The organism is Marinigracilibium pacificum (assembly GCF_012926615.1).
GTDB classification, from domain to species: domain Bacteria; phylum Bacteroidota; class Bacteroidia; order Cytophagales; family Cyclobacteriaceae; genus Mangrovivirga; species Mangrovivirga pacifica.
Map to the genome: position 1 here is coordinate 90674 of NZ_JABBNU010000012.1, position 17839 is coordinate 108512.

The window sequence follows — 17839 nt, forward strand, 5'->3', positions numbered from 1 at the left end:
ACAATATTACTCCAGACTATTATTTTTAATCATCTCGATTCTCTCATAAACCTTGTCATCATGTGGTCTTATTTTAATCCTTACAAATTTAGATGCAGGCATATTGCTTTCTTTAACCACGTTGTTTATCGAAACCAATACATTTGTTTCAGGAAAATAGGTTATAGTATTTTTCTCCGGAACCGGATATTTGACAACTATGAAAAGGGGAGCTATTCGCTCTTTACCATCGTCAAAATTATATAAGTCAACTTTATCTCCTTCTTTGAGTCCGGCTTTTTTAATGTCATTGATATTCATTAAAATAACCCGCCTTTCGTTGTAAATCCCCCGGTATCTGTCGTCTAGTCCATAAATAGTTGTGTTAAACTGGTCGTGTGTCCGGGTTGTAGCCATCAGGTATTCATCTTCAGCTAAGGTATTATCCGGAATATCTACTACAGAAAATTGGGCTTTGTCATCACTAGCTCCGGATTTGAATTTTCCATCACGGGCTGCATTAGGAAGATAAAAGCCACCTTTCTGTTTTACACGGACATTATAATTGTCAAATCCGGGAATACACTTTTCAATATCTTCGCGCACAGCATCGTAACTTTTTAAATAGCGATCCCAGTCAACCACCGAACGGTCTCCCAGTGTTGCCTTAGCCATTCTACAAACAATATGAGTTTCATTAATTAATTTTGATGAAACAGGCTCAAGCATTCCTCGTGACCATTCTACAACACCCATAGAATTTTCCGTGCTTACATATTGCCATTCACCATTAACAATATCTTTTTCACTTCTGGAAATTGTTGGGAGAATCAAAGCTTCTTTACCATGAATAAGGTGGCTTCTATTCAGTTTTGTTGATACTGAAACACTCAAATCCAGTTTACGGATTCCGTTGGCTACAAAAGTGGTGTCAGGTGCGGCAGAAAGAAAGTTTCCTCCCATTCCAAAAAACACTTTCACTTTACCCTCATTCATTGCTTTAATGGTTTCAACGACATCGTAACCGCTTTCCCTTGGCGGATTAAAACCAAAAACTTCCTGTATTTTGTCTAGTTGATCCTGGGTTGGGTTATTATCAATCAGCATTGTTCGATTACCCTGAACATTACTGTGTCCGCGCACCGGACTTGGCCCACCTCCGGGTTTACCAATACTTCCTTTTAATAATAGTAAGTTGATGATTTCACGACAGATATCAACGCCATTATGCTGCTGTGTTACACCCATTCCCCAACAGATGATGATACGCTTTTTAAAACGGATCATTTCAGCTGCTTTTTTCAAATCATCAAACGATACTCCTGATTTTTCAACAATTTCGTTAACATCCAGTTTTTTCAGTTGGTCTAAAAACTGATCAAAACCAGTAGTTTTACTTTTAATAAATTCATAATCGAAAACTTTCCCGGGATCTTCTTCTTCAAACTCAAGCAAAAATTTTTCTATAGCCTTCAATAAAGCCAGATCGCCATTAATTTTTACCGGTAAATAGAGATCAGCCAGTTCAGCGGTAATACCTAAAATCCCCGATACTTTTTGTGGGTCACGAAATCCCATTAACCCGGCTTCTGGTAGTGGATTAACGGCAATTATTTTCGCTCCATTTTTTTTGCCTTTAGCCAGGGCATTCAACATCCGGGGTGAATTGGTGCCTGGGTTTTGACCAATAATGAATATAATATCCGTATCATAAAATTCTTTTAATTTTACTGTTCCTTTACCTACTCCAAGTACAGACCTTAAGGCAAAGCCGGAGGTTTCATGACACATATTTGAACAATCAGGAAAGTTGTTAGTGCCAAATTCCCTAACAAATAGCTGATAGGCAAATGAAGCTTCATTGCTTGTCCTTCCTGAAGTATAAAATGCTGCGTTATCTGGTGATTCTAATTTATTTAGATGAAAAGCTATTTTTTCAAATGCTTCATCCCAACTTATGGGTTGATAGTGTGTGCCGTTTTCAGGTAAATACATTGGTTCTGAAAGCCTGCCTAAATGCCCTATTTCATAATCTGTTAGCAAGGACAAATCGCAAACAGAATTCTTCTTAAAAAAGTCAGCGGTTATCCGTTTGGTAGTAGCTTCTTCTGCAAGAGCCTTTGCGCCGTTTTCGCAATATTCTGCAATGGGCGAACGTTCGTCATCCGGGTCGGGCCATCCACAACTGGGGCAATCGAATCCATCAAACTGATTCATTTTGAAAAGGGCTTTTCCACCTCTGGTTAAGGTTTTTTCCTTAGATAAATTCTGTAGCGACTTAATTACAGCAGGAACTCCACCAGCCCAATTTTTCTCTTTCTCTTGTTTTAAGTTGGAAAGTGTAAAAGGAGATTGAGTTGCAGGTATATCTGTGTTTTTTTTATCTGATTCACTTTTGGGCTTATCGTGATGTTTCATTTTTGTAATATTAAATATTTTGTAGGGCAGGTGATACGATGTACTCAATGCCATTATAGATGTTACATCGATTCTCATTTAAAAATCCAATAAGAACAATATTGAACTCCTTTGCTAGTTCAACAGCCAGACTTGAAGGTGCTCCAATCGATGCTACGATTGATACACCTGCCATGGCAGCTTTTTGAATAAGTTCAAAACTAGCCCTTCCGCTTAAAAGCAAAATATGTTGATTTAAAGGTAATAAATCATCTTTAAGGGCATTACCTATAAGTTTATCTAACGCATTATGTCTCCCTACATCCTCGTGTACTAAAAGTAAGTCCCCGTTGGCACTAAAGAGTCCGGTAGCATGAATGCCACCTGTTTGAGAAAAGCTATTCTGAAATGACTTTAATTTATCTGGTAATGAATATAAGACTTCAAGTGAAATATTCTTTACGGGGTTTTCATTTTTGCAGTAACTGTTAACAGTTTTTATTGATTCAATAGAGGCTTTACCACACACACCACAGCTTGAGGTAGTATAAAAATTCCGATCTGATTGAGACAGATTTGGAACTACTGATTCATGAAGTTCTACAACAACGATATTTTGACTCTGTCTATTACAAGAGTTTTCAACTTTACGGACGTCTTTAATGTCGAGATAAGAAGAAATAACTCCTTCGGTAAACAAAAAGCCTATTGCCAGGTAGTGATCCTCTCCTGGAGTTCGCATTGTAACAGATATATTTTTTTCAATTATATCATTAGGCTTTCCATAAATTACCCTGATCTCCAGAGGTTCTTCTACCGATAGTTTATCAGTTGTTTCCAAACTAATTTTACCTTTCATTTTGTGAATGAAAGCTTCCTTAATTGAAACTAATTCTGAATTTTTCATTTTTGATGTTTCAAAAGTGGTGTTTATCATAATATATGAAATTCTAACATAAAGTAGAACGGAATATTCTCAAAGAAGACTCTTGTAAAAATTTGTTTAGGAATAAAGGTTGAAAGGTATTCAGCCTTTAATATTCAAGTGCTTGAAAATTTATTCATTAATGGTAGTGTTTTAGGGTGGAAAGATTTAAAAGCTAACTGAAAAGCATAACGGTAAATTTTGAATTGACGAGATTATCGATTTTCGAAAGTTTAATAAATTATTATAAAATGTAGTGGTACAAGTAAAAGTATTTGGTTGAAGAATCATCAGGAAAATCTCTGCCAGTATAGTCGTTAGTGAAGTTTAGAAGGGTATAAAAATGATTCCATCAATAACCTTGTTAATGTTTAGAAGTAAAAATTAAAAGCTTCCTCGTTATGAACGGCACTGCCATAACATCTTGATAGCATATATTATCGCTTTTGTAGATAGTTAATTCTTAAGGAATAGTTTATCACTATGATAAACTCAAATTAAAAAATCTAAACGGTTGGGGGTATGGTTAAAAGGGTTGTAAAGTGAAAAATGTAATGTATTTGGGTTAGTCAAAATAATGTTGATTACAAAAAGTCATTCATATTGTTTTTTCGCTTATTTCGAAGCCTGATCATGAAAAATACTATTCCAATAATAATCGAGGCTTCAATTATTACACCTGGAAAAGATGAAATTAATTCAGTAAATGAAGTTGAGTTTTGAGATTCCATAAGCTAGTTGAAAGATGTTTTTCATAAAAAGAAAAAAGCCTGACAAAGTCAAGCTTTTTATTAAATCTTTATGACGATACTGTTTAATCATTTACTGCCATCTTCTTTTCAATCTGTTGAATTAAGATGTGAATAATTTTAATATGTATTTCCTGAATTCTATCTGCATAACCTTGATGTGGGACCCTGATCTCCAGGTCAGCTTCATCAGCAAGTACACCTCCGGTGTTACCACTAAGGATAATTACCTTCATGCCTTTTGATCTCGCAGCCTTTGCTGCTTCAATTACATTTTTGCTGTTTCCACTGGTAGATATTCCAAGTAGAACGTCTCCTTTATTACCTAAGCCTTCCACATATCTGGAAAAGATAAAGTCAAAACCATAGTCATTTCCAACGCAACTAATGTGACTAGGATCTGAAATGGCTATTGCAGCCATGGCTGGTCTGTTATCACGGTATCTACCTGAAAGCTCTTCAGCAAAATGCATCGCATCACAATGTGAACCACCGTTACCACAGCTTATTATTTTGCCTCCATTTTTGAGGCTTGAGGCCATAATTTGAGCTGCCTCAGCAATTTTATTTAATAATGCCGGGTCAGCAATCACCTTTTGGAGGGTGATCAGTGCTTCTTCTAATTCTTTTTTAATATCTTCAATCACTGCAGGTAATTTTAATATTATAATTCAGAATCTTTGTTTCCTTGATTTTTTACTTGTTTATTTTCTTCCGCTAGGTCAAACATCTTTGCCTTTAATTCTGTCTTTTCTTTATCAAGAAGGGAGATTTGCTTATGCTGGTCTTTCCATATTCTAAAGAAAAGAAAAATATTGACGAAGAATAATATTAACCCCAGGTATGCGCCGGGTTTAAAGAAAGCATCAAATTTTAGAAGGTTTAAAAAACTATCTCCGGTTGCCAATGATGCAGCAATAATTACCACTATGTGAAATAGCAAGTAAACAATAAAAAATCCGATAGTAAATTTCTTCATTTTCTTAATAAATAAGGTTAATAGCTCAATATACTATCATATCGGCTAAGTTCCACAAAGGGATAAAAGATTTGTATAGGTTAATTACATGTGGAGACTTTGCATCTGGATTAATTTAGCATAAAGTCCATCTTGCTCAACTAATGATTCGTGATTACCTCTTTCAATAATTTGACCTCTTTCGATAACCAAAATTTCATCAGCATGCTTAATTGTACTCAGTCTATGTGCAATTACTAATGAAGTTCTGTTTTTCATAAGGTTTGTTAATGCCTCTTGTACAAGTTTCTCACTTTCAGCATCAAGAGCAGAAGTAGCTTCGTCAAGAATCAATATCGGAGGGTTTTTGAGTATGGCTCGTGCAATACTGATACGTTGTCTTTGTCCTCCTGATAGTTTTGTTCCTCTCTCGCCTATGTTGGAATGATAGCCTTCTTCGAGTTTATCTATAAACTCATGAGCATTAGCAATTTTGGCAGCTGCAATGACATCTTCCTCATTTACATTTTTCATTCCGAAAGCAATGTTGTTAAACACTGTATCATTAAACAAAATTGATTCCTGAGTAACAATTCCCATTTGAGCCCTCAGACTTTCAATATCTATATCTTTTAGATTAATGCCATCAAGGGTAATATTTCCTTGAGTCGGATCATAAAATCTTGGTAGCAGATCGGCAAGAGTTGACTTTCCACCTCCGGAAGGGCCAACTAACGCAACAGTCTTACCTTTACCAAGTGTAAATGAAATATCATTGATTACTTTTTCTTTTTCGTAAGCAAAGGATACATTTTTATATTCAATACCTTCTTTAAAAGACTCGATATTTTTTGCAATTGGATCATTTTTAACCTCATTTTCAGTATCCATGAGTTCAAAAATTCTATCAGCAGAAACTATTCCTCGCTGCATAGATGAAATAGCATTGGTAAAGGATTTTGCCGGATTAAGGATCTGACTAAATACAGCCAGAAAACCAAAAAATGCAGAAGCTTCCAGTGCATTATCACCATCAAGAATTAATGTACCGCCAATTAAAATGATGATGGCGACAACAGAAACACCCATGAATTCAGACGATGGGCCAGCAAGATTATATCGCTTACTAAATTTCCAGTTATAGCCGGCATAATTATTAACCTCTTTTTCAAACTTACTATTGATATAATCACGAGCATTGAAAGCTTTGATTACTCGCATTCCTGATAAGGATTCCTCTAGAATATTAGCCATTTTCCCAAGGGTTGTCTGAGTACCTATGGCTTGTTTTTTTAATGCTTTCGATATTGCACTTATTATAACTCCGGAAACCGGAAGAAGGATAAGGCTGTATAAGGTTAGTTTTGCACTTATACCAAAAAGAGTAACAAAGTAAACAATGATGAGGATTGGCTCTTTAAAAAATACTTTTACTGAGTTCATCATACTGTTTTCAACCTCCTGAACATCAGAAGTAATTCTTGACATGATGTCGCCTTTGTGTTCATTAGTGAAAAAGCCAACATGAAGTCCTGTTACAGAATCAAAAATTGCAGTTCTGAAATTACGAATAACATTAACCTTCATTCTCTCAACACAAAGCTGGGAGATGTATCTGAAAAGATTAGAGAAAAATACCGATCCGACAAGCAGTGTACAGATATATTGCAAAGCCCTGAGCTTACCAACGTTTTGAATGTACCCGGTAAGATTATAGTAAAACAAGCTTTTATAATAATCAATCATTCCTACCTCACCCCAAACAGGTTTTTGTTTTAATGCTGCCAGCTTATCTGCGTCAATCTGGTCAAACAGCACTTCCATTATCGGAACCAACGAAAGCAGGTTAAATAAAGAAAAAACAGTAAAAAACAGGGTGCTGACAATATAAATAGGCGTCAACCACCCAATTGGTTTGGCATATTGGAATAACCGTGTAAATGTCTTCATTTAGTATTTTTCAATTCAGGGCTGCAAGTTACGCCTTTTAATTTGCTAAAACAGGTTATTCTGTCTTGCAATATTCCAGCGTAAACCCAGCGAAACCCAGTTTTCATTATATTTTCCCAGGATTTCGTTTTCCTGGTTTCGAATAGTATACCCCAAATCTACAAAAAGGTTATTTTTTGGCATGTAGGTTAGCAGTGCTTCTCCTATGAAGAGAGTGTTTTCAACCCCTTGTCCGGTTTCATTATTGTAGTCTTCTTCTCTGGTAATGTTTGGTTTCAGGATGTCTCCACCCCAGTTTCCACCGTCTTCATCAGATCCATACTTTGATACGATACCAGTAAGTGTCAGGTCAAGTCGTGGGATAATTTTGTATCTGGCAATACCAATCGCTTCAGTAAAGTTAGCACCTCGGGGGTGAGCAAGTGGTTGTCCGTAATGGCTGAAGCTTCCATAAGAATCCTTGTGTGAATACATGTATGGTCGTGCAGTATTAAATTCACCCTGCAAGTCCAGGTAAGGTAGTCCGAATGCATCAACATATTTTAAACCTACCTGAATGGCATTTTTGTTTGCCCACCATCCATTATTATCCAAGTACTCGTTTAAGACAAATTCGTCTAAAGATAACTGACCATAAAATGAAAAGTGATTCAAGAAATTCCACTTCCAGTCTAGTCCCAATAATACATTGTCCTGGCTTCCTTCAGATTGCTCAATAGCCCGATAGAATATGATTGGATTAAGGTATCCTAACTGGATGTCGGCACTTGCAGAGTCTTCATAGATAACTACTGATTCAAACAATCCAATGTTTAGTGATTTACCAATATCAATTCCAAGACGATGATGAGCAAGGTATTTTTTAGGGTATCTCGATCTTCCTGTAAGACCACTGGTATTTCCTTCAACGTCTGCAATTAGCTCGGCAAAAAGATTTGTATAATTAACTTTCCCTACTTCGGTTTCGATTTTTAAGAAAAGCATAGGAGCAGAGAAATCAGATAATATCAGGCTTCGGTATCCGTTGCCCATAAAAATTCTGTCGTGCCCAAACTGTATGTTGATTAAATCTTTTACCGCTGCAAAACTTATGTAACCACGTGCCTCAAAATAATCAACTCCGGTATCTTTAAATCCTTTCCAGAATCCCTGGTTTGGAACAGTCAGAGTGCCATCAATGTATCGTCTGATATAGGATGGATATCTCGCTTGATTTTCAGTTATTGAGGAGAAAAAAGCTACTTTATTGCCAATTCGGCCTCTAACTTTTACACCTCTTGTATTTTGGAAGAGTGTGCCGTCAGAGTCGGTATTTTGATTCATGTAAGCAAAATGAATTATCGGATTTACATGAAGATCAAAGTTCTTCCCTTTATCATGCCAGAAGTCACCGGGAGTTTTATAGAGGAAGTTAAACAAAGGTTTTTTTGATTCCGGCGCATCATCAGTGATATACTCCCAATTGTTATTTAGGAGGAGGCTGGCCGCCAAAGCGCTTTTATCAGTTCCATCTGCGATCATATCATAATAAGCAGTATCGATTTTATCTCGTCGGTATGTTTTTAGTGTTGAGTGAAATCCCGGATATTGTTTTCCGGTTTTGATCTCGAAGCGATCGATAAGATAATGTTGATAGTCTCTTTGGTCTAGTCTGATGTTCTGAGCAGTAATTGAAAATGTTAAGCCCAGAAAAGCTAGTAAATAGAATGATACCTGCTTCATATTTATTATTTTTGCGTGTGTAAAAGATAATTATAGCACAATTAAAATTTAATAATACTAAATCTTTGTTTTATTTGGTAAACAAAATTGATGTAGTTATCTTTGTGCCTCATTTTGAAAAAGGGAAAGTAATTTAAAGCTGATACAATAATGAAAAAAGATATTCATCCGGACTATAGAGAGGTGATTTTTCAAGATACGTCAAGTGACTTTGCGTTCATGACAAAATCAACAATCAAGACCAGCGAAACGATCAAGTGGGAAGACGGTAACGAATATCCGTTGGTAAAAGTGGAAGTTTCTTCTGCTTCACATCCATTCTACACTGGTAAGAAATTGTTTGTGGATACCGCTGGACGTGTTGAGAAATTCAACAAGCGTTACAAGAAGAACTAGTCTTCGAATTAAAGAAATTAAAGCCTTCGTTAGAAATAGCGGAGGCTTTTTTTATTCCCTTTTATCAAACCGGAAGTATTTATTATATTGAGCTCAAACAACTTCCGTAAATGAAAGACCGGCAAATCGAAAAACAGGAGCTGTACTCTCAGGCTATAAAAAGAATACATATTGCATTCACCCATTTTTTTAATGATCCTGAAAAACAAATTGAAGAGCTTTTCAGGGTAGGGATAGATCTGTTTAATATGGATAATGCTTCTTATGTGGAAGTGGTCAGGGAAAAGATTATTGTCAGGTTTATTTATAGTACCATGGCAAATGGTTTAGCTGAGGTTCAGATGAAGGAATTGCCATATTATGGGTCAATGGCCGAAGATGCTTGGGATTCAGACGATATACTGGTATTTGAAGACCTTACTTTAGAACATATACCTGAAAAGTATAAAGTTTTTTTAAAGCAAAATATCAGGTCGTTTATTCATATCCCTGTGTGGATTTTTGGAGAAAAGAGAGGGATTATTAGTTGGTCGTCATCAAAGAAGCTGAACTCACCACTTTTGCAGGAGCACTTACAAGATTTGGTTTATTTAATCTCTAATTCATTTGAAAAAGTATTGGAATTAAAAATTTCGGGAGAAATTCAAAATCAATATCGCGAGGAATTGCAGAAGCAAATGGAGCAATATATTGTTTCTGAGCAGTTGAATAAAATGGGTGTTTGGTATCGGGATGCTAAAACAAATAGACTTACTACTTCAAAGGGAGCGGTCAAAGCAATCGGCATTCCTGCCTTGGGTGATTCTGTGAGTCTTGATGAAGCTTTAAAATTTGTTCATCCGGATGATGCATTACTATTAGAATCTGAACGAAAGGAGTCTTATGAAACCGGTCAGCCTTATGAATGCGAGTTTAGATTGACAAATGGTGAGAAGGAAGTTTGGATGCTAATTAAAGGTGAGCCGGTGTATGATGAACAGGGTGAGCTTATTGCTGTGAGGGGAACCATTCAAAATATCGATGAGGACAGGAAGTTGCGACAAGAAAGAAATCAGTATAAAGCATTGCTCGAAGAATTCGTAAGAAGTAATCCTGTTCCTGTGGCTATGTTTGATACTGAGATGCGATATATCATGGTAAGTGAAAGGTGGCTGGCTGATTATGCTCTTGATATTTCTATCATTGGGAAAAAACATTATGATGTTGTTCCGGGGATTAAAGAGGATTGGAAGCAAAGGCATCAGGAGGCATTAAATGGTAAAAGTCAGAATAAAGAAAATGATTTTATTCAGTGGCCGGATGGAAGCTTTTCATATATATCATGGGCTGTTGGTCCGTGGTATTATCCAAATAAAGAAATAGGTGGGATAATTCTCTATGCTGAAGATGTAACAAACCTTAAAGAAAAAGAATTAAAAATTGCTGCAATGGCTGATCAGTTAACCCGGTATTCGCAAAAACTTGAAAAGAGTAATGAGGATCTGGAGAACTTTGCATCATTAATTGGGCATGACCTTCAAGAACCTCTTCGGAAAATCAAGGCTTTTGGTGATATGCTAAAAAGAAATTTAATGGGTAAAATGGAGGGGCACGATCTGGAACTTCTGGAAAGAATGGTTAATTCTTCAGAAAGGATGCAAGATCTGGTTAATAAGCTGCTGGAAGAAAGTAAAAAAAGCACAAAAGATAACCGAAAAAACACCTCTGTCCGATCTGTTATTTTAGATGTTTTAGATGATCTGGAAATTGCAGTTAAGGAAGCTGATGCTGAAGTCGAAATAGATCTTAATTCATCCGTTTATGCCACCAGGCAAGAATTGTACAGGCTTTTTCAAAACATCATTTCCAACTCTATAAAATATCGTGAAGATAGTAGAAAATTAAAGATCAAAATCAGTGATGAGATAGTAAGTGAAGAGACTCATATTCTAATTAAGGATAATGGAATTGGGGTTGATAAAAGTAACAATAATTTGCTTTTTGAATTTTTTACCCGTGGGAAAGAAGTTTCTGGGATAAAAGGGTACGGAATTGGCTTGGCAGCGTGCCGAGATATAATGGTCGATCTTAATGGTGAAATTGAGATATTTCCTGCAGAAAATGGCGGTACAATGGTTAAACTAGCGTTTAAAAATGATCCATTGAAATATTGAATGTCCGTAAAATTCTAAATTATATTTGAAATCTTACATCAGGTAAAAAAGGTATAAAACCTCAACTTTTAAGATTATTTAAGTCATAATATCTAGTTAATTTGAGAGTCGAATTTCAAATTGAACAGATGTCAACAAAAATTCTTCTTGTAGATGATGATTTCGAAGATTACCTAATCATTCAGGATCTTCTAAATTCATCAAAACTAAAAGATTTTGAATTATCATGGATTGATAATTCACAAGACGCACTTGAGTCGTTTTGTGAAAACAGCTATGATATTTATCTTCTTGACTATAGAATTGGAGAGGAGAATGGACTTCAATTGCTGAGAAATGCAATTGATTGTGGCTGTCTAAGCCCGATAATCTTATTAACAGGTTACTCAAATGAGCGACTTGAGCAGGAAGCATTAAAGGCTGGTGCAGCAGACTATTTGCTTAAAAATGACATCACAGGAGATCAGCTTTATAGATCTATTTGGTATTCACTGGAAAAAACCAAGCTTGAAAGACAAGTTTACCTTGTAAGAGAACGTGCTAAAAGCCCCAATGGAATACTTATATTAAATAAAAATAATCAGGTTATTTATGCAAATGAGGCCGCTACAATCTTTCTGAATGTAAAGATGAGTGAGCTTAGTAATATGTATCTTCATTTTGATTTTAAACCAAATCAAAATCATGAAGTGGAGATAACCACTAAGGGTGGCAAGCTGGGAGTTGGAGAAATAAGAACAATGGATATCAATTATGAAGGGCAGAACGCTACCTTAATCACTATAATTGATATAACAGGCCATAAGCAGTTGCAAAACAATCTGTTAATGGTTAATGCCAAGTTGGAAAAGCAAAATAACTACCTGAGGCAGTTTGCTTATATCGCATCTCATGACTTGAAAAGTCCTGTAAATAATATTCTTTCTCTAATTGATCTGTTGAATATTGAAGGAAAGCTTGATAGCTCCGAACTTGAGTTGTTTAATGCATTGAAGAAGGCAAGTAATAAGCTTGATCGATCAATTCATGAAATGATTTCCCTGTTAAAGGATCATCAGGAAGATGTGGAAATCGAAGATAATCAGGTTAATGTAGAGGATGTTTTTGAAGATATTAAAGAGTCTCTTTTTGAGCAAATTGAAAAGTCAGAAGCAGAAATAGAAACTGATTTTGATCCAATTATTAATATTAAGTATAACAGGGTTCATTTAAGGAGTATTTTGCTTAATCTGATTACCAACGCTATAAAGTACCGAAGGTCTGATGCCAAGTTGAGAATTAAAATCACCACTGGTGTCAACGAGGGTAATGAATATCTCGAGGTGAAAGATAATGGTATGGGAATAGATCTTGATCTGCATGGTAAAGCTCTTTTTGGATTATTTACCAGATTCAATAAACAAATAGAAGGGTCAGGTATTGGATTATACTCTGTAAAGTCTATTGCTGAGTCTTATGGTGGGTCTGTAGCTGTAAAAAGTAGACCTGGAGAAGGAGCAATATTTAGGATCTACCTGTATAATAAGGTGAGATCTCCAATGCAGGTAATCGAAAGTTAACTCGGATAACTATCCTTTTATTATAATTTCTTCTAGATTGCGAGCAGGATTTTTATTTTTGCTATATGAATATAGTATTGTTCGACAATCATTCCACGCGAAAGAGTTTATTGCCTTTCACATTTACCCGTCCGGTAGCTGAAATTCGTATCGGTATTCTGACAATATCTGAAAAATGGGGTAAGCGATTAAATGGTGATGTATCATTCATAACTGAGTCATATCTGACTAAGAAATTCCCACTCAATCATACTGATGATAATTTATATATTGATGGGGCATTGTGTCCTACAAATGAATTGATAAAGAAAGTCAATGCTTTAAAGCCTGAATCAGGATTTAAGATTGATGATCGTGTGGTAGTTTGGAGATCTTCAGAATCAATAACTGATTTTCAGACTATCGAATCAAAAGCTGCAAGTTGCGATCAGATGGATCTCGATGTTGATGTTATTGATTTTCCATGGGAGATTTTTCAAAAGAACAGATCTCAAATTGAATCAGATTTTGAATTAATCACTTCCGGAAGAAAATCAGCTGAAATTTCTGATCCGCATACTATTATTTATGGTAAGGAAAATGTATTCATTGAAGAAGGTGTTGATGTAAAGGCTGCAGTAATCAATGCAGAGTCGGGCCCAATATATATTGGTAAAGATGTTGTAATTGGTGAGGGGGCGATAATTAGAGGTGCCTGTGCAATATTAAATAACTCTCATGTTAGCATGGGAGCAAAATTTAGAGGTGATAGTACAATAGGACCTTATTGTAAAGTAGGTGGAGAGGTTTCGAATTCTGTGTTTATAGGTTATTCTAATAAATCTCATGATGGTTTTCTTGGTAATGCCGTAATCGGAGAATGGTGCAATATGGGTGCTGATTCTAATAATAGTAATCTGAAGAATAATTATGATCAGGTGAAACTCTGGAGTTATGCAAAGGAAGGATTTATTAGAACAGGCCAGCAGTTTTGTGGGTTGATGATGGGTGATCATACCAAATGCGGAATAAACACAATGTTTAATACCGGAACAGTTACGGGAGTTTCGGCAAATATTTTTGGAGCAGGATTTCCAAGGAACTTTATTCCATCTTATTCATGGGGAGGCCCTCAAGGGTTAACTACTTTTCATATTAATAAGGCATTGCAATCGGCAGAAATTGTGATGAAGAGGAGAGGTAAAGAACTCGATGAAGTCGAAAGAGAGATTTTGACTCATATTTTTGAAGAAACAAGTAAGTATCGAAATTGGGAAGTATAATTTATGCAGTTTTCAGATATTCCGGGATTTAAAGAAGAGAAAGAGGCGTTAACAAACGCTGTAAAAAATAATCATCTGGCTCATGCCCATATGTTTGCAGGCAAACAAGGTGGAGCTAATCTTGCATTGGCAATTGCATTTGGGCAGTTTATAAATTGTGAAAACCCAAGTGAAACAGATAGCTGTGGTACTTGTGCAAGTTGCCGGCAATTTACTCAGTTTACTCATCCGGATTTGCATTTTATTTTTCCAACAGGAGGTACTTCTAAACTTGCTTCGAAAGATGCAGTTAGTAGTGCGTTAATGACAGAGTGGAGGTCTTTTCTTAAAGAATATTCTTATCCGGTTATAAATGACTGGGCTGCTTTTTATGGTGGTCAGGATAAGCAATTGAGTATTTCTAAGGAAGAGTCCAGAAATATTGTCCGAAGCTTATCATTATCTACTTTTGGCTCAGGTTATAAAGTGATGATAATATGGCTGCCGGAATATTTGCATCCATCGGCAGCCAATGCAATATTAAAAATACTTGAAGAACCACCAGGGAAAACAATATTTATTCTTGTTTCATGTGACCTTGAAGCAATTCTTCCAACGATATTATCAAGAACACAAATTCTGACTGTAAGTAACTTTTCTGAGGAAGAACTAAAAGGCCTTCTGGTTGAAAAGGGAGTTGAGGAATCTCAGGCTATTCAATTAGCTCGTTTGTCAGATGGAAATGTCAGCAAAGCATTGGCATACATGGATCAGGCAGATCAGGATACGCATAAGCTATTTCAGGAATGGATGAGGACCTGTTATAAAAGAGATTATTCTGAATTAGTAGACTGGGCCGATAAATACCAAAAGCTAGGGAAAATGAATCAGAAAAGTCTTCTTGAGTATGGTATTCATATGATGCGTGAAAGTTTGATTGGCATTAGCCAGGCAGAAGATTTGTACAGATTATCCGGAAGTGAAAGAGACTTTATCGAGAATTTTCAAAAAGTATTAAACACTAAGAAGATTGAGAGAGTATATGAGTTATTAAATGAATCTCTTTATCATATCGAACGTAATGTCAATGCAAGGTTGATGTTTTTAAATTTATCTCTGAATCTGGTAAAAGCATTAAGGTGAAAGAAGTAATTAAGATTGTAACGAGGAAAAGTAAGCTGGCAATGTGGCAAACATATCATATTGAGAATTTGCTCAATAATGCTGGTATGGAAACTGAAATTATTCAGCTGGAAACGATTGGTGATAAGATCCTTGATGTAGCAATAAATAAGATTGGAAGTAAAGGAGTGTTTACTGAGGAATTAGAGGCTGCTTTACACGCCGGTGAAGCACATATTGCAGTTCACTCTGCTAAAGATATGCCAAGTAAGCTACCTGAGGGACTAGAATTAATAGCTTTTACCGAGAGGGAAAGAATGCATGATGTCCTTGTAGCTAACAAAGAAATTGATATTACCAAACCTTTAACAATCGGGACTTCTTCAACACGAAGGGTGGCAATGCATAAGAGGTTTAATCCTCATTTTAATATTGTGGATATGCGTGGTAACCTGCAAACAAGAATCGCAAAGATGAAAGATGGTCAATGCGATGCTTTGCATTTAGCTTTTGCAGGTGTTCATCGGATGGGTTATGAAGATATGATTCAACATCATTTTGACCTTGATATTTTTACTCCTGCTGTAGGTCAGGGGAGTATTGCAATTGAGGCGAGTACATCACTAGACCCGGAATTAAAATCAAGAATTGTAAAAGCCGTTGATCATGCAGAAACACATGCGTGTCTGGTAGCTGAAAGAGCATTTTTGAAAAAGCTTGAAGGTGGCTGTAGTGTGCCGGTATATGGTCTTGCGCAACTCGAAAATAATACAATAAACCTAAGTGGAGGGATTGTGAGTCTTGATGGGAAAAAAATAATAAATGATATAATTAAAGGAAATATAAACAGGGCAGAAGAAATTGGATCTGAACTTGGAAACATACTGATTGACCTTGGAGGAAAAGAATTGTTACAAGAGATTAAAAGCAACCTTTAATTATGCATAAACTTCACTTTTTATTATTCATATCATCATTTTTGCTAATCATTTCCTGTGATTTTTTAGGTGAAACTGATAATTCACTGGTTGTTGTTCATACAGAATATGGTGATTTGACTTTTAAGCTTTACGAACAGCCTGAAGAACACACAGAAAACTTCCATGACTTGATCGAAGACGGGTTTTATGATAGCACTACCTTCCATAGAATTCTTGATGGTGAAATGGTGCAAGGAGGGGATCCGAATACTAAAGATGATGATCGCTTTAATGACGGAATGGGTGGACCTGGGTATAAATTGCCTGCTGAAATCTTTCCGGAGCTTATTCATCAAAAAGGAGCATTGGTTTCAGCCAGGGTTATAGGTAAAGATAAACTTGATAAAACCGCACATGGGTCTCAGTTTTTTATTGTTTATGGTAAAACCTGGACTGATCAATCGATTGATAGCCTGGCAAATAGAAGAACCTCTGATATTGAAAATTTTTATATAGCCAAATATCTGGGAGATTCATTGAATAGTAAGATTCGTGACAGGATGGTAAAACTGTCGAATGAAAAAAAGACAGATGAATTTAACCAGGTTACAGACTCAATAAGGAAGGTTATCATAAACAAATTTGACCTTAAGCCTATTACTTATTCCGAGGAGGCGAGAAATATATATAAAACAGCAGGCGGTATGCCTCAATGGGATGGAGAGTATACGGTATTCGGTCAACTTGTAGATGGCTTTGATGCATTTGAAAAAATCATGAAAGCTAAGAAAGGACCAAATGGCAGGCCTGAAAAGGATATTATTGTTACAATGGAAATTACTGGCTCGGAAGGAGCGATAAATAATAACGAATCAAATACTTCAAATGAATAACAGAACAGCATTTTATCTTGTTATATTTTTTATGCTTATCGCTTTTGCCGGTAATGCACAGAAGAAGAAAAAAGATGAGTTGGTCAGAATAAAAACAGTATATGGGGATATGCTGGTTTTATTATATGATGACACTCCTAAACATAAAGAAAATTTCTTGAAGTTGGTTAGAGAGGGAGTCTATGATGGTACAACCTTTCATCGTGTGATAAAAGATTTTATGATTCAGGGAGGAGACCCTAATTCTAAGGATTCGATTCCTGAAAATGATGGCGCCGGAGGTCCTGGGTATACTATTGATGCTGAATTTGGTGCAGGCCACAAACACTTTAAAGGGTCTTTGGCAGCAGCTAGACAGGGCGATAGGGCAAACCCTAAAAGAAAAAGTAGTGGTAGCCAATTTTACATTGTAAAAGGAACCGAGGTTGATTCTCTTGAACTTGTAACTATGGCTAAAGATAAGAATGTTAAAAACCTGTTTCGCGTGATGGCTGAATGTGCTAAAAGCCCTGGTGGAGATACATTAGCTGCAAAATATCAGGAGTATCGGGATATGAATGACTATCAGGCGTTTGAAAATTGGCTGGTAAGCATTAAGCCACAATTAATTGCCCAGGATGATACTTATGTAGAAGTTAGCTATTCTGCTGAGGACATTAAGACATATGAAGAGTTGGGTGGTACACCACACCTTGATGGTGAATATACTGTGTTTGGAAGAGTGATTGATGGTCTGGATGTGGTTGACAAGATTAGTGAAGTAAAGACTAATTATAGCGACCGACCTGAAGAAGATATAAAAGTAGAAGTGGAGATTGAAGAGTGGAAGGTAAAAAAGCTGGAAAAGACTTACGGGGATATTTATAATAATTAAA

At 36.1% G+C, this 17839-nt stretch carries 14 protein-coding genes; 8 read left to right on the forward strand and 6 right to left on the reverse strand.

What is annotated here, in order from left to right; translation table 11 throughout:
• Positions 1-6: 6 nt before the first annotated feature.
• The 6 genes from HH304_RS18225 to HH304_RS18250 form a co-directional block, all read right to left on the reverse strand.
• Positions 7-2397 carry an FdhF/YdeP family oxidoreductase gene (locus HH304_RS18225; protein WP_169684715.1) on the reverse strand — a complete coding sequence of 797 codons (2391 nt, stop codon included), beginning with the start codon at positions 2395-2397 and terminating at the stop codon, positions 7-9.
• Positions 2398-2407: 10 nt separating this feature from the next.
• A complete protein-coding gene (gene fdhD / locus HH304_RS18230) occupies positions 2408-3283 on the reverse strand; it encodes a formate dehydrogenase accessory sulfurtransferase FdhD (protein WP_169684716.1) in 876 nt (291 codons plus the stop codon).
• A gap of 832 nt (positions 3284-4115) precedes the next feature.
• On the reverse strand, positions 4116-4697 hold the full coding sequence (gene lpcA, locus HH304_RS18235) for a D-sedoheptulose 7-phosphate isomerase (protein WP_169684717.1): 582 nt from the start codon (positions 4695-4697) through the stop codon (positions 4116-4118).
• A 17-nt stretch (positions 4698-4714) separates the two neighbouring features.
• On the reverse strand, positions 4715-5029 hold the full coding sequence (locus tag HH304_RS18240) for a hypothetical protein (RefSeq protein ID WP_169684718.1): 315 nt from the start codon (positions 5027-5029) through the stop codon (positions 4715-4717).
• Positions 5030-5113: 84 nt separating this feature from the next.
• Positions 5114-6958: an ABC transporter ATP-binding protein gene (locus tag HH304_RS18245; RefSeq protein WP_169684719.1), complete on the reverse strand. Its 1845-nt coding sequence runs from the start codon at positions 6956-6958 to the stop codon at positions 5114-5116.
• Between the two features lie 45 nt (positions 6959-7003).
• Positions 7004-8680 (reverse strand): hypothetical protein, encoded by a 1677-nt coding sequence (locus tag HH304_RS18250; RefSeq protein WP_169684720.1) that lies wholly within the window; start codon positions 8678-8680, stop codon positions 7004-7006.
• A 150-nt stretch (positions 8681-8830) separates the two neighbouring features.
• Here HH304_RS18250 and HH304_RS18255 point away from each other — a divergent pair, with 150 nt between their 5' ends.
• From HH304_RS18255 to HH304_RS18290, 8 genes are all read left to right on the forward strand, one after another.
• A complete protein-coding gene (locus HH304_RS18255) occupies positions 8831-9076 on the forward strand; it encodes a type B 50S ribosomal protein L31 (protein ID WP_169684721.1) in 246 nt (81 codons plus the stop codon).
• Between the two features lie 110 nt (positions 9077-9186).
• On the forward strand, positions 9187-11229 hold the full coding sequence (locus HH304_RS18260; protein ID WP_169684722.1) for an ATP-binding protein: 2043 nt from the start codon (positions 9187-9189) through the stop codon (positions 11227-11229).
• 128 nt (positions 11230-11357) lie between these two features.
• A complete protein-coding gene (locus tag HH304_RS18265) occupies positions 11358-12788 on the forward strand; it encodes an ATP-binding response regulator (protein WP_169684723.1) in 1431 nt (476 codons plus the stop codon).
• Between the two features lie 65 nt (positions 12789-12853).
• Positions 12854-14050: a GlmU family protein gene (locus HH304_RS18270; protein WP_169684724.1), complete on the forward strand. Its 1197-nt coding sequence runs from the start codon at positions 12854-12856 to the stop codon at positions 14048-14050.
• Between the two features lie 3 nt (positions 14051-14053).
• On the forward strand, positions 14054-15172 hold the full coding sequence (locus HH304_RS18275) for a DNA polymerase III subunit (protein ID WP_169684725.1): 1119 nt from the start codon (positions 14054-14056) through the stop codon (positions 15170-15172).
• On the forward strand, positions 15169-16089 hold the full coding sequence (gene hemC / locus HH304_RS18280) for a hydroxymethylbilane synthase (RefSeq protein WP_169684726.1): 921 nt from the start codon (positions 15169-15171) through the stop codon (positions 16087-16089). The genes HH304_RS18275 and hemC overlap by 4 nt, the downstream gene beginning before the upstream one ends.
• A 2-nt stretch (positions 16090-16091) precedes the next feature.
• Positions 16092-16964, forward strand: coding sequence for a peptidylprolyl isomerase (locus tag HH304_RS18285; RefSeq protein ID WP_169684727.1), 873 nt, complete (start codon positions 16092-16094; stop codon positions 16962-16964).
• Complete coding sequence (locus tag HH304_RS18290) at positions 16957-17838, forward strand: peptidylprolyl isomerase (RefSeq protein ID WP_169684728.1); 882 nt, start codon at positions 16957-16959, stop codon at positions 17836-17838. Before HH304_RS18285 ends, HH304_RS18290 begins: the two co-directional genes overlap by 8 nt.
• Position 17839: the final 1 nt, after the last annotated feature.

Coding starts and splice junctions, on each gene's coding strand:
- HH304_RS18265 (WP_169684723.1), top strand. CDS start 11,358: ATGTCAACAAAAATTCTTCTTGTAGATGATGATTTCGAAGATTACCTA.
- HH304_RS18275 (WP_169684725.1), top strand. CDS start 14,054: ATGCAGTTTTCAGATATTCCGGGATTTAAAGAAGAGAAAGAGGCGTTA.
- HH304_RS18260 (WP_169684722.1), top strand. CDS start 9,187: ATGAAAGACCGGCAAATCGAAAAACAGGAGCTGTACTCTCAGGCTATA.
- HH304_RS18270 (WP_169684724.1), top strand. CDS start 12,854: ATGAATATAGTATTGTTCGACAATCATTCCACGCGAAAGAGTTTATTG.
- HH304_RS18290 (WP_169684728.1), top strand. CDS start 16,957: ATGAATAACAGAACAGCATTTTATCTTGTTATATTTTTTATGCTTATC.
- fdhD (WP_169684716.1), bottom strand. CDS start 3,283: ATGAAAAATTCAGAATTAGTTTCAATTAAGGAAGCTTTCATTCACAAA.
- HH304_RS18250 (WP_169684720.1), bottom strand. CDS start 8,680: ATGAAGCAGGTATCATTCTATTTACTAGCTTTTCTGGGCTTAACATTT.
- HH304_RS18285 (WP_169684727.1), top strand. CDS start 16,092: ATGCATAAACTTCACTTTTTATTATTCATATCATCATTTTTGCTAATC.
- HH304_RS18255 (WP_169684721.1), top strand. CDS start 8,831: ATGAAAAAAGATATTCATCCGGACTATAGAGAGGTGATTTTTCAAGAT.
- HH304_RS18225 (WP_169684715.1), bottom strand. CDS start 2,397: ATGAAACATCACGATAAGCCCAAAAGTGAATCAGATAAAAAAAACACA.
- HH304_RS18245 (WP_169684719.1), bottom strand. CDS start 6,958: ATGAAGACATTTACACGGTTATTCCAATATGCCAAACCAATTGGGTGG.
- HH304_RS18240 (WP_169684718.1), bottom strand. CDS start 5,029: ATGAAGAAATTTACTATCGGATTTTTTATTGTTTACTTGCTATTTCAC.